10 protein-coding genes and 1 riboswitch are annotated in these 13,098 nt (G+C 56.6%); of the genes, 4 read left to right on the top strand and 6 right to left on the bottom strand.

Going from position 1 to position 13,098, the window contains the following annotated elements; all coding sequences use genetic code 11:
* Positions 1-83 precede the first annotated feature (83 nt).
* The gene (locus tag EI77_RS06215) at positions 84-1,319 is read left to right on the top strand and encodes a class I SAM-dependent rRNA methyltransferase (protein ID WP_133793927.1); all 1,236 of its coding nucleotides are present in this window, start codon (positions 84-86) and stop codon (positions 1,317-1,319) included.
* Positions 1,320-1,323: 4 nt separating this feature from the next.
* Here the strand turns inward: EI77_RS06215 and mutL are convergent, their stop codons facing one another.
* A complete protein-coding gene (gene mutL, locus EI77_RS06210) occupies positions 1,324-3,186 on the bottom strand; it encodes a DNA mismatch repair endonuclease MutL (protein ID WP_133793926.1) in 1,863 nt (620 codons plus the stop codon).
* A 110-nt stretch (positions 3,187-3,296) separates the two neighbouring features.
* Here mutL and EI77_RS06205 point away from each other — a divergent pair, with 110 nt between their 5' ends.
* The 3 genes from EI77_RS06205 to glpX all read left to right on the top strand — a co-directional run bounded on the left by EI77_RS06205 (position 3,297) and on the right by glpX (position 5,782).
* The gene (locus EI77_RS06205) at positions 3,297-3,626 is read left to right on the top strand and encodes a HesB/IscA family protein (RefSeq protein ID WP_133793925.1); all 330 of its coding nucleotides are present in this window, start codon (positions 3,297-3,299) and stop codon (positions 3,624-3,626) included.
* Positions 3,627-3,894: 268 nt separating this feature from the next.
* Positions 3,895-4,560, top strand: a complete 666-nt coding sequence (locus EI77_RS06200) for a hypothetical protein (RefSeq protein WP_133793924.1) — start codon at positions 3,895-3,897, stop codon at positions 4,558-4,560.
* Positions 4,561-4,729: 169 nt separating this feature from the next.
* Positions 4,730-5,782: a class II fructose-bisphosphatase gene (glpX, locus tag EI77_RS06195; RefSeq protein WP_133793923.1), complete on the top strand. Its 1,053-nt coding sequence runs from the start codon at positions 4,730-4,732 to the stop codon at positions 5,780-5,782.
* A gap of 107 nt (positions 5,783-5,889) precedes the next feature.
* Here glpX and aroE read toward each other — a convergent pair whose 3' ends face one another.
* The 5 genes from aroE to EI77_RS06170 form a co-directional block, all read right to left on the bottom strand.
* On the bottom strand, positions 5,890-6,807 hold the full coding sequence (gene aroE, locus EI77_RS06190; protein WP_166647073.1) for a shikimate dehydrogenase: 918 nt from the start codon (positions 6,805-6,807) through the stop codon (positions 5,890-5,892).
* A gap of 72 nt (positions 6,808-6,879) precedes the next feature.
* Positions 6,880-8,409 carry an MFS transporter gene (locus tag EI77_RS06185; protein ID WP_243838698.1) on the bottom strand — a complete coding sequence of 510 codons (1,530 nt, stop codon included), beginning with the start codon at positions 8,407-8,409 and terminating at the stop codon, positions 6,880-6,882.
* Between the two features lie 136 nt (positions 8,410-8,545).
* Positions 8,546-10,009, bottom strand: a complete 1,464-nt coding sequence (locus EI77_RS06180; RefSeq protein WP_133793921.1) for a voltage-gated chloride channel family protein — start codon at positions 10,007-10,009, stop codon at positions 8,546-8,548.
* Positions 10,010-10,111: 102 nt separating this feature from the next.
* A riboswitch (Fluoride riboswitch) is annotated at positions 10,112-10,188 on the bottom strand.
* A gap of 39 nt (positions 10,189-10,227) precedes the next feature.
* Entirely contained in the window at positions 10,228-11,769 is a 1,542-nt protein-coding gene (locus EI77_RS06175) for an NAD(P)/FAD-dependent oxidoreductase (RefSeq protein ID WP_133793920.1), read from the bottom strand.
* Positions 11,770-11,792: 23 nt separating this feature from the next.
* Complete coding sequence (locus EI77_RS06170; RefSeq protein ID WP_133793919.1) at positions 11,793-13,073, bottom strand: NAD(P)/FAD-dependent oxidoreductase; 1,281 nt, start codon at positions 13,071-13,073, stop codon at positions 11,793-11,795.
* Positions 13,074-13,098: the final 25 nt, after the last annotated feature.

The raw sequence follows: 13,098 nt of genomic DNA, 5'->3' as shown, positions 1-13,098 counted from the left end.
TTGACGGCGGATTCTGTGCATTGAGAAGTGAAATTTCCAAATCCTGTGCCAAAGGTGCCGGTTCCAGCCGATCCGTCCTGCCCATGCCCCGTCCCTACCCTTCCCGTTACCCTTCCAATGCCCCGAAGCCGCCACCGCCTGGCAGTGAGAACTGGGTGCGTCCGTGGGCGCAGATGAAGTACTATTCATATCATCCTGCCATCTTCCCAAACATGGTCGGGGCGATCTCCAGCGATGCAGCTGCGGGTGATCTGGTGAATGTCTATGACAAGGAAGGCCATCCCTTTGGCGCCGGGCTTCTGAATCCCAAAGCCCGCGTGCCGCTGCGCGTCATCCACCATGGCATCACACCCTTTGGCGAGGCTGATCTGGATGCACGTCTGATCCAGGCGGTGCGGCTGCGCAAGGAAACACTGAAGCTGGATGCGCATACGGATGCCTACCGGGTGATCCATTCCGATGCAGACGGCATCAGCGGACTCATCGTGGACCGCTACGATGACACGCTTTCCATCCTCGTCACCACGCTGGGCGTTTGGCGCCGCATTCGCCGCTGGCTTCCCTTGTTGCACAAAGAGTTAGGCACAGTCCACCACGTCATCCAGACGGATCCGGACATTTCCCTAATCGAGAGCATGCGCATCAGCGACGTGCCTGAGGTGGACGATCCTGCACCGCCAGTGGTGCGCATCCGCGAGAATGGCGTGCGCTATCTGGTCAACTTTGAAGACGGGCACAAGACCGGTTTCTTCTGTGACCAGCGCGACAACCGGCTGAAATTTGGACAGATGGCCCGTGGCCGCGTGCTGGACCTGTGCAGCTATACCGGCGGCTTTGCCCTGGCGGCGAAGATCATCGGCAAATGCGATGATGTGACCGGTGTGGACCTGGATGAAAAAGCCATCGCGCAGGCGAAGCTGAATGCGAACCTGAACCAGACCAAGCTGAACTGGACCCAGGGCGATGCCTTTGGCTGGTCACGCCAGATGATCAAAAACGGCGAGCTGTGGGATACGGTGGTCCTGGATCCGCCGAAACTGATTCATCACCGCGATACACAAGAAGAAGGCATTTTCAAATATCGCGATCTCAACAGCCTGGCCATCCAGCTTGTGAAACGCGGCGGCCTCTTTGTGAGCTGCTCCTGCTCGGGCCTGCTCAGCACAGAGGAGTTCGAGGAGCTGGTCATCGGTGTGGCCCATCGTTATGGCCGCAAGCTGCAGATCCTGGACCGCACCGGCCCTGGCATGGACCACCCGGTGATGTCGAACTGCCCAGAAAGCCGCTATCTGAAGGTCATCTGGGCGATCGTGGTGTGATGTTTCACGGTGCCTGCCGGCCGAACTTGCGCTCCAGCTCATTGATGGACATCTGGATCAGGGTCGGTCGGCCATGCGGGCAGCAGTAAGGCATTTCACAGGCGAAGAGGTCCTCTAATAGGGCCTGGATTTCTGGCATGGAAAGACGGTCGTTTGCCTTCACTGAATGGCGGCAGACCGTTGTTGCAATCATGTCCTCTCCAAGACGCAGGGCGGAGCTTTTGGAGCTCAGGCTTTGGAGTTCTTCGATAACCTGATCAAGCCAGGCTAAAGGATCATCCGTCTTTAAGAAGGTGGGCAGTGCTTCAACCTTGAAGGTGTTTGGACCGAAGGGTTCAGCCTCAATGCCCAGCCGGGCCAGGGCTTCGAGATTGCGCATCAGCACATCCGCATCGCGGGGGCTGGTCTGTAGTGTCAGCGGCATCAGCAGCCGCTGGGAGGGCACACCACCCTGCTCCATGGCTTTGCGCATTTTTTCAAAGTTCACCCGCTCATGCGCCGCATGCTGATCCATCAGTACTAGGCCCTCGGTGCTTTCCATCAGTACATAGAGTTTATGCAGCACACCGATGATGCGAAAATGCGGCATGGCTTTTTTCAAAGGTGGCTCTTCCACTGTCTCCGGCATCGGCGGCGGGGCCTCATCAGCTCTCACAGATTCTGTTGCTAGGCGCTCACCCACTGGCACAGGCAGCCGTCGAGCCTCCACTCTTTCAGGCAGTGGCGAAAGGGAGGGGCCGATTTTTTGCGGCTCCACATTCCGCTCCGGCAGGAATGGTCGGCTCACGGACGGGGATCCGGGTATAACCAATTCTGCTTGCGTCGTCGTGGGCAGGATCACAGGGCCGCGCGGCACGTGTCCAGTGGGCAGTTTGCTGCCGGTCTCAAGGGCGTGTTTGACAGCACGCGCCACGGCCTCACGCACAGCGAAGCCATCATGAAAACGCACCTCTTTTTTTGCAGGATGGACGTTGATGTCAAAGGCCTGCGCCTCCATCTCCAGGAAGAGAAAGGTGACCGGATACTGGCCCTTCATCAGGGCATTGTGAAAGCCCTCCTTGAGACCGTAATTGATGGATGCGCTTTCGATGGGGCGACCATTCAGAAAGGTGATCTGCTGCTGCCTGTTGGACCGGCTGAGCCCAGGTCCGCCGATATACCCGGAAACATCGATGCCCAGATGAGCAACCTCGGGCACCCGGATCAGGCGCGACACCAGTTCCTCCCCCACCAAGCCGCGGATACGCTCGAGCATGTCTGTCGTCGCAGGCAGATGAAACATGACGGCCCCGTCCCGGATGAGTGTGAAAGCCGTCTGCGCATTGGCAATGGCGTGCATGCGAAACTGCTGCTCGATATGTGAATACTCGGTGGCCTCCGTGCGCAGAAACTTGCGCCTGGCAGGCACATTAAAAAACAGGGACCGCACTTCGATGACGGTGCCGTGGTTACCTCCATGGTCTTTTACCGCGCTGAGCTTGCCCCCCATGATCTCAATCTCCGTGCCGCTGAGGGCATCGCGCTCCCGTGTGGCCAGGCGGAAGCGGGAGACGCTGGCGATGCTGGGGAGTGCTTCCCCACGAAAACCGAAAGTTCTTATCGCTGCGAGATCTTCTTTGGTCCGGATCTTGCTAGTGGCATGGCGCTCCATGCAGAGCATCGCGTCTTCACGATCCATCCCACAGCCGTCATCGGTGATGCGGATGAGAGCCGTTCCGCCGCGCTGCACCTCCACGGTGACGTGCTTCGCACCGGCATCCAGGCTGTTTTCAACCAGCTCACGGATGACCGCCGCAGGCCGCTCCACGACTTCACCCGCTGCCACCTGGCTGGCGAGTGAATCGGAAAGAATGCGAATTTTTGACATAACTCTGCAAATAGTGCGGGACGAACGCACGTAAACCCATCATGTGACATCTTCGCAATTAGAATGCGAACCCTGGTTTTCTGATTTCACCAACTCTTTTCCTTTTTGATATGATCCAGCTTACTCCGAGTGCCATTACGGAACTCTCTCAAATGCTTGAAGCCCAGCAAGCGCTCGCCGGCAGCGGCTTGCGCATCGGCGTAGAAAAAGGCGGCTGCGCTGGCTTGCAATATGCCATGCGCATTGCTCAACCTGACCCGACTGACCACCTTTTTAGTGACGGCGGTGTCACCCTCATTGTGGACAGCGAAAGCCTGTCTTTTCTCGATGGAAGCACAATTGATTATATTGATGCTTTGAATGATTCAGGATTCCGTGTTATTAACCCAAATGCCACCCGCAGTTGTGGCTGTGGAACGTCTTTTGAACCAAAGATTTAAGCCTGAGGAACAAAATTTCAGCTTATTCACAAAAAACTGCTTTTCTTTTTGATTTGAACCAGTAAAATTTCAGGAGATATCTTTTACAGTTTTTAACAATTTTCTCACATTTGATATGCAAGTCCGATTCTTGAGCGACGGCAGCGAATACCGGTCCTACGGTGGAGGAAGTCTTTCCCAGAAGAAAGAGGGCGGCGGCATCTTCTGGTGGGCTATACTCATTACACTCCTTATGGGGGTTGCTACTTTTTGTTGGTTTTTTAGCATCATGATCTTTTCCCACCCGGAAAAGCCATTCCACTATAAGATGCTGGCAAAATTTAAAAAACTTACGCCGATCCGCCCATATACCATCTACACGGCTCCAAACGGTAAGTCATTTGGCCCGCGCGATATCCTTGCTGAGTTTTATCCCTATAACTACGAGCAACTCAGCGTCCGCAATGACCTGTTCAAACGCTCTTATTTAAAAAATTATCAGCATGAGCAGCCCGTCTATCTTTTGGGCAACTTCCGTGTGCTCAATGTGCGCCCTCTGGCTGCAAGTGATGTGTTCACCAGCGGCTGGATTGTGCGGGCACGTTCCAGCGAACTGGAAGATGTGGATGTGGAACTTGTGATGCCCGGCCTGACCAAGGAAACGGCTCCTTTTGCCACAGGCGACACCTTCAATCTCCAAAAGCGCAGCTACGCCTCCACTCTGCATGTGCAGCGCATGGATGAAGATCGCATCTGCGTCACAGTGGTGCCTCTGGCCTATCAGGCTCTTGCCAAGACCGGAGATGAAGTCCTCACACTCACTCCTCCAGACCTCCTCAATATGGAGGCTTACTGGCCCATCACGCGTGATCCAGGTTCTGAGTTTTCCATGTCTGCAAACAAGAGTGCTGTGGATGCCGCTCCAAGCGTAGATGTGGCAGCCGCCAAACCATAAGTTTGTTCACGAAAGCTTAAAACACTTCCTGTTAGGCGAAAGCCTTCTCAAAGCCGCACTCGGAAATGAGTGCGGCTTTTTGTTATATCAATTTTTGCGGTCTTTTGATCCTTCGTCATCTCTTCTTGGCATTGGCTCACGATTGTGCCTAGTATCCAGAACACTAACCATGTCATCCTCCGACCTTCCACCTTTGCGCAGCCCCCTGGACCTTGAGCGCGTGCTCGAATTTGAATTCGTGCGCGCCACGGAAAATGCCGCTTTACAATCCATTCATTGGTTAGGCCGTGGAGAAAAGGAGCTGGCTGACGCTGCGGCCTGCAGCGCCATTTACGGAGTCTTCGATCTCCTGGACATCCGGGGCGAGGTGATCATCGGCGAAGGCATCAAGGACAATGCTCCCGGCATTTTTGTGGGCGAGCATCTGGGCACCTGGAAGACGGGCAGCCCTCGCTTTGACATCGCGCTGGATCCCATTGATGGCACGACGAACATCGCCAAGGGTACGCCTAACAGCATCTCTGTCATCGCCGCTGCTCAGAAGCCAGACGGCGCACCGAGTTCCATGAAACACATCCCCAGCTTTTACAGCCATAAGCTGGCCTATGGTCCCGCAGTGAAAATGGCCCTTCAGAAAAAAGGGGATCGCTGTTTCCTGGACATGCCGCTAAAAGAAGTCATCGCTTTCGTCGCCGAGGCCCTGGGTAAAAACGCCCGCGATGTGGTCGTCGTCACCATGGACCGTCCGCGCCATGCCGGGATCATTGAGGAAGTGCGCTCCTGTGGTGCCGCGCTACGAATGATCACCGATGGGGACATCACCGCTGCGGTGGCCCCTTCCCTGCCAGAAAGTGGCGTGGATCTTTACGTGGGCATGGGCGGCAGCCCTGAGGCTGTGCTGGCCGCCGCGGCGCTGAAGTGCCTGGGAGGAGACATGGATGTGCGCATGTGGTTCCACAATGAAGAGCACCGAGCCGAAGTGGCGGCAACCACGAGTGAGGCGGAAATGAACCAGGTATTCCGCAGTGATGATCTCATCATGGGGGAAAGCGCCCTGTTTTGTGCCACTGGCATCAGTGACAGCCCGCTGCTTCCAGGCGTGAAAATCATCGGCCATCGGATCGAAACTCATAGCATCCTGATGCGCTCGCGTAGCGGGACGGTGCGGCACATCCATGCAAGCCATGACCTGAACCGGAAAGTGGTGCCGATCCGAGGATAACTCGACGCCGCGCCGCAGCGAAAGTACTCCAGAGCTTTAGCTCGCAAGCAGACATGATAGCTGAATTCGCGAACTCGTCACGTGTGACGTTCCCTGGTCGAGCTAATTCAGACCGAAGCTGCTGCCAATCCTGCGCGCATGGCCTCCAGCGGAGCGGTGACGCCCGGGAACCAGTGCTCAAAAGAGATCGCTCCTTGATGAAGCAGCAGGCTCATCCCATCCGCATGACGCGCCCCGGCTGCCGTCGCAGCCTGGATGAGTTCCGTCGGGCCGCTGGCGCGATAAACCATGTCATAGACAAAGTGGCGAGCCTCCAGGCAGCTGGTAGGCAGCAGCAACTCATCTTCCGCTTTCATCCCCAGCGACGTGGCATTGACGATCAAGTCCACATTCTGTAACTGCCGGGCTAGATCATCGTGGTCTAAAGTGCACACGCTCAATTGCGTGGTTGAATCAGGGATCGTCGCCAGTTCCTGCATCAGCGGAACGAGCTTGGATTCAGTGCGTGTAGCCAAAAGAAGATGACGGCAACCAGCGAGTACACTCTGCACTGCCACGGCACGTCCAGCACCGCCGCCAGCGCCAAGGATAAGAATACGCAGGTCCTTTACATCCGCATTGAATGCTTCCTTCACGCTGCTCAGGAAACCAGGACCATCGGTATTGAAGCCATGCATTTTCCCGTCGCGAATGGCAAGAGTATTGACCGCACCCAGACGGCGGGCCAGAGGGTCCACCACATCGACGGCGTCCAATGCTTCAAACTTATGCGGGATGGTGATGTTGACGCCGACGAATCCATTTTTGACAAACAATCCGAAAGCTTCCTTCACATGACCTACTGGCACCTGGATGCGCACATACTGCGCATCCATCCCGCAGGCCCTCAGCGCGGGATTGTGCATCTGAGGCGACTTCGAGTGACCGATGGGATCACCAATCACGGCAAGGCGTGCGGGGACATCCAAAGCCGAGGCCACATCGGCCCAATGCTGAAGCTGGTCGTAAGAGAAAAAAGAAGCCACGGAAAATAACAGGTGAGGCGGGCACTTTGGCCGCGCCATATCAACTCTGCCAGTGCAATCCGGCGTGCCGCATCAGGCCAGCGCCTTGCCCTTGGTTTCAGGAGCAATCCAGACCAGCACCATGCCAATGATGTACACCATGCAAAGGGCGGAATAGGCATTGGATGAGGTGCCGAAGGCATGCACGAGATTGGCAATCTGAAGACCGCCGATGGCGGCGATGATGCGTCCCACATTGAAACAGAAACCCTGGCCCGTAGCGCGGACGCTGGTGGGGAAAAGCTCCGGTAGATAGAGCGGGAAGAAGCCATAAAAACTAGCTGTGACGCCGCCCATGAGAAAGGCAGTGGTGAAGAACCAGGTATTGATGACTGTGTTCGTCTGATAAAACAGGAGAGCGGCACCCAGTGCGGAAATGCACATGACCAAGTAAGTGACACGACGGTTCAGCATGTTGGCCAGGAACGGGGCAAACATGGCAAAAATACAAGCTCCTACGGAGGTGGCGATCTGGGTGTATTGGGCCACGTTTGTCCAGCCATTGGCATCCAGTTCGGCGGAGGTGGACCACTTGGCTGACTGTTGAGCCGCGCCCCAGGTTCCCAGCAGGGCGATGCCCGCCAGAGTGGCACCAATGAGGAGATTTTTGCGAATGGTCAACTGGCTCTCACGAGTGATGCTGCTGGCCTCCTGGGCACGCTGGAGGTAACGGCGCACCGGCAGCAGGTACCCCCAGACCACCACACAAAAGCCGACAACAGTGATGACCACGGCCATGACGGATGTGACGCCAGCATCAATGCCCATGGGTGACCAGGACCAAATAATACCGAGCGCCACGATGGCACCGATGAGCACGCCTTTGAGATCCGGCGTACTCCAATAAGATGTCTTGCCGGCAGCTTTTTCATCCTCCCACTTGTCAGATTCGGGCACAAAGATTCGGATGAGGAAAATGATCGCAGCGGGCAGTGCGCCGATGATCATCAGGAAACGCCAGGCCTGGTTGTCCAGGAGGTAACCAGCCAGTTGCTCGCTGCCGCCCAGGGCCAAGGTCCAGCGGCGCATGGTGTCAATGAAGGTATTCATGCCCAGGCTCAGCGCAGCCACGAGCAGGTAGCCGATGTTGGCCGCAGCGCCGATGGCCCCGGCCACCAGGGCGCGGTTGCCTTTGGTCCAGAGTTCATTCACCAGCGCCACACCCAGTGCCCACTCCCCGCCCATGCCCAGGGAGGCGATGAAGCGCAGGATGGCCACGTGCCATGCTTCCGTCGCAAAGCCGCACAGGCCTGTGAAAATAGCATACGTGAAAATGGAAAAGGACATTGCCTTTACCCGGCCAATGCGGTCCCCCAGCCAGCCAAAGAACACGCCCCCCGTAGCCGCGCCGACCAGGAAGGTAGCGATGATGACGCTGAACCAGCGATCCAGGTAGGCGGTCATCGCCTCAGGGGCAACGGTCGAAGCCAGAAGGTCCTGCAATGCCGGTTTGCCGATCAATGGGAACAGCCCCATCTCAAATCCATCAAACATCCAGCCTAAAAAGGCGGCGATCAGAGCCATGTTACGACCAGTGGAAGAGGGAGCAGAGTGGGAGGACATGTGGCAAAAACAGGAGAATGACGAATTTTTCGCAAAAGCGGTGCAAAAGAACGCAGTAAAACGCGCCATTCTTCATGGAGATGCACGCCGGAGGGAAGTTCAAAGTTGGATTTTGTTCATGTATCCCGCCAATTTGTCATGCCTTTGGTGCTGGGGGATCATTCTTCTGCTCGGGTTGTGCCCCTTCCTCATCCATTTTTTCAACAGGATGAACCACAGATTTATGTGAGCGAATCAGAATCTGGCGAGACAGTCTTTCCAAAAGGCTGCCATTCGTCTCCCTCAAGTGCTTGAGCGAAACATGGGGCGGCAGGGAGATGTGTCCGCTCTTGGGCACCCCCACACGCTGGGCCAGGTAGATACTGGAATGCCCGCTGCACATGTATGCCAGGAAGCAGGCCACGGCGAAGTACACGCCATTCGCTGCACCAAAAAGCTCGATGCCCATGAGGGTGCAGGCCAGCGGCGTATTGGTAGCTCCAGCGAAAATAGCGACAAAACCCAGGGCTGCAAAGAGGTCCAGCGGAGCGCCCAGGACTCCCGCGAGCGCATTCCCCAAAGCCGCGCCGATGAAAAAAAGCGGAGTCACTTCCCCGCCTTTGAAGCCCGCACTCAAAGTGACTGCAGTGAAAACCAGCTTCCAAAGCCAGACCCAGGCATAGGTTTCCTGACTGCTAAAAAGCGAGACAATCGTTACATGCTGCGGATCTGGCGAGGTAACGCCCAACCCCAGGTATTGAGTGGTGCCCAGCACATAGACCAGCCCCACCACGATGACTCCGCCCAAGGCAGGCCGCAGCGGTGCATACGGACACACTCTTTTAAAGACAGCGGAGAGAGAGTGCGAAACCTCCGCAAATAAGGCACTGGCGAATCCGAATGCGACGGCCGCCAGTGCCACCTTCACCAGCAGCAATGCCTCCAGGTGAAAGTGGTGCGTGGGCACCATCTCCGCGCTCATGTATGCCACTGAATAAGGCGTATGCGCGATGCCCCATGTCTGGCAGCTCCAGTCCCCCACCACTGCAGCCAGCAGGCAGGCCAGCAGGGATTCGTAACGCATCTGGCCGATGGTGAGCACCTCCAGTGCGAAGACTGCACCCGCCAGGGGTGTACCAAACACAGCCCCGAAACCAGCCGCAATCCCCGCCATCAGCAGAATGCGCACCCCTGCCCTGTCCAGCCGGAAGAGCCTGCCAAAACTACCCGCAATGCTGCCGCCCATCTGCACCGCCGTGCCCTCCCGCCCTGCGGAGCCGCCGAACAGATGAGTGATGACCGTCGCCACCAGGATCAGGGGTGCCATACGCAAGGGCACGCCACCGCCCGGCTGGTGGATCTCCTCCATGATGAGGTTGTTTCCTCCCTCGGCAGACTTGCCTAACCAATGATATAAAAAACCCACAGCCACCCCGGCCACCGGCAGCAGAAACAGCAGCCAGGGATGCTCAAAACGAGTTTCCGTGGCGCGATCAAGACTCCATAAAAAAAGTGCACACGCTGAGCCTACAACCGTCGCCATCGGCAGGATGATCACCAGCCACTTCAACGCCGCCCGCAGCTGCAGGATCAAGTCATGGATGAAAGAGCGCAGCGGCATCAGATGCTTCCTCCCAGCTTTGGAGCCATCGTTGCACCTGTCCAAGAGTGGACGAGCGGCTTTAAAAACTGCGTTATTAGAAATGCGGACATGATTCTACCTGGTATGGCAGGAATCATCAGCCATCAGCGGCGGTTTGACCCTATCAGGGCCCGGCAGAATCCATTGCCGTAGCCCCTTCTGACATCATTCCAAAACTCAGTCAACCGCTTTCCCGCTCAGCTTGCTGGAGTGTCATTGGTAAACCAAGTGCGCCAGCCTTCCTTGATCTCCAGAGTCGCCCAGATTCCCAGCAAGGGAAAAAGCTGCAGCATGTTGCTACGCTTGAGCATGAAACCCGGGATCAGGCAGCGGTTTCCACTGTTGGTCCGGCCCAGTGTTCCCACACGCCTGCGGCGGCGGGCAATCTTTGCAAACCTTCGGTTATACAGGCTCATCAATGCTGAGAAAAGTCGCCCAGAAGGAGGCGAGAACGGAGGTGCAAAAAGGGCCTCTTCACCATGATTGAACGGCACCTCCACGACGCCCCAATAATACAGCCCCAGATCCAGCCGGAAGGCCAGGCTCATGAGGTCAAACTCACCCATGTATTCATACTTATCCTTATACAGGGATTCAAACCAGCGCCGGTGGCTGACCTTGAAATCACGGTTGTATTTCTCCAGCCGTTCCACCATGGGCAGACCCTTGCGCTGCTCAGTGATGAGATTGGCAGCACTGCTGGTGGTGAAGGAAATCCAGTCCATGCCAGGACTGTAAAAAGGGTCCATGAATGCAGCCGCATCCCCTACAAGCACGAATCCGTCTCCAGCAAAGCGTTCACTGTAATAGGCCAGATTCCGTCGCAGATGCATGTCGTCCTCGTGGAATTCAGCATCCACCAGAATCTCGCGAGCTACCGGATGTTTCATGAGGAAACTCTTGAGCCGCTCGCCGATCTTGCGACCGTCCTGCGGGAAATGCACCAGACGTTGGTCAAAGACGATTCCCACGCTGACATCCCCACCTTTCAGTGGGATCCACCAGCTCCACCAACCATCTCCGATGATGTGATTGGTGGCGGTATTGCGGATGCCATAGACGGCCCGCGACCATTGCGGATATTTGAGTGCCAGCTCGCGGCTGTCCCAATCCTTGACACCCTTCCAGCGTGACCACACTGCAGCCGTCGGATGTTCCCTATTGGATTTCCACCAGCCGTTTTTGCGTGCAAGAACGGCCGCCAGACCGGAGGCATCCACCAGCCAGCGTGTACGCAGACTTCGCGTCTGCCCCTCATGACTGATGTCCAGAGTCTGCATGCCACCCTCATTAAGATGCACGTTGGAAACTGTGGCCGGGCGGATTAGCTCGGCACCTGCCACACAGGCCCGGCGCAGCACTTCCTCATCGAAGGTGGAGCGGTCAAGCTGATAGGAAGGAATGCGCGAGAGGTATTTAGCTCCCAACTCGCTGGCATGGGAAACATTGGTGACCTCATCGTTTTCAAACCAGAAACGTAGCCCCTGTTTTACCAGATGGTTTTCATTGAGGTAGTGCGTCATGTCCAGCACGCGTCCCATGAAGTAGGCGCTGATTTCCACCGTCGCCTCACCGACACGACGGGTGAGCCGGGCGGATTTTTCGACAATCAAAAGCCGGATTCCCGGATTGTGGCGAAGCAATAGCGTGGCTGTAGCTGCGCCTGAAAGAGCACCACCAATGACAATGATGTCGTAAGTTGAAGGATCAGCGGGAAGGGCGGAAGGGGAAGGATTCACTCGGAACAAGATAGCAAAAAAAGTTAGGCACAGCAGGGCTCGGCCATGCACTGCATCTGCGGCTCACCCAGAGGCAGATCATCCGGCAGCGGAACGATTTCACGCACTTGATGCCAGAGCTTAGTGTAGTCCTTATTGACGTCCCCGCTCAGGCAGTCGGTCACAGCATCGGCTGCATCTGGATGATTGCGGATGAGCTTACTGAAACTGAAATCTGGATTGTAAAAAGCATAGACCAGCTTGCGCATATTCTCCACGCCTTGGCGGAGAACCCTGGAGTATTCGAGGAAGCGTTCTGGGCTGAGGTCACCTTCCTTCAGGCCCTTGCTCACCTCCTCGCCAGCCAGCACGCCGCTCTTCATGGCGAACATGAGGCCGCTGCTGAAAACGGGGTCCAGGAAGGCGAAGGCATCACCCACCAGCAGCAGCCCTTCACTGCCACAGTGCTTCGCATGATGGCTGTATTCACTCGTGATGAAATAGTCCCCGACCTGCTCCCCCTGGGCCAGGGATTCCTTGATCCAGAGATTCTCATCCACCTCACGATTAAAAATGAGCTCCGGGCTCTTGACGCCATCGCGGGAGAGATATTTCCCCTCCGCCACCACGCCCACGCTGACCCTGTCATTGTGTTGCGGGATGTGCCAGAACCAGCCCTTGTCTTTGACAAAGGCGACGGTGGTCTGGCCTTCATCCACGCCAGCCTCACGGCGTGAGCCTTGATAATAGGTCCACACGGCCACCTTGTTCAGATACGGATCACGCACCCGCCAGCCATTGCGCACGGTCGTGAAAGCCTCCTTGCCAGAACAGTCCAGGGTGATCTTGCCATGATAATGGGCGATGCTGCCATCGTGATGCTCCGCACGCACCCCGACCACTCGGCCCAGGTCATCGCGCAGCAGATCGAGCACCTTGGTCTGCTCGTGCACCTCCACCCCTTTATCCCGCGCATTGTCCAGCAGGATCTGGTCAAACTCCGAGCGCAGCACTTGCCAGGTTTCCGCCACCGTGTCGCGGTCATAACGGTTAAAAAAGTAAAAGGGCTGGCTGGTGCGGCCATGCGGAGGCACAAAACAGACACTGTATTTGCGCACGAAGTGGGACTGCTTCATCCGGTCCACCAGCCCCAATCGCTTCAGAGGAAAGTAGGTGAAGGGGATGAGTGACTCACCAATATGATAGCGCGGAAATTTTTCCCGTTCCAGCAACAGCACCCGATGACCGCCCTCAGCCAGGATGGCTGAAGAACTGGAACCGGCCGGGCCACCGCCGATGACGATGGCATCGTGTGTAGTGCTCATGACCTGCCAGCAAACACTAGTTCAA

This window comes from Prosthecobacter fusiformis, from assembly GCF_004364345.1.
GTDB classification, from domain to species: domain Bacteria; phylum Verrucomicrobiota; class Verrucomicrobiia; order Verrucomicrobiales; family Verrucomicrobiaceae; genus Prosthecobacter; species Prosthecobacter fusiformis.
The sequence above is the reverse complement of the archived record's forward strand: the minus strand, read 5'-3'. Positions and strand labels throughout refer to the sequence as shown.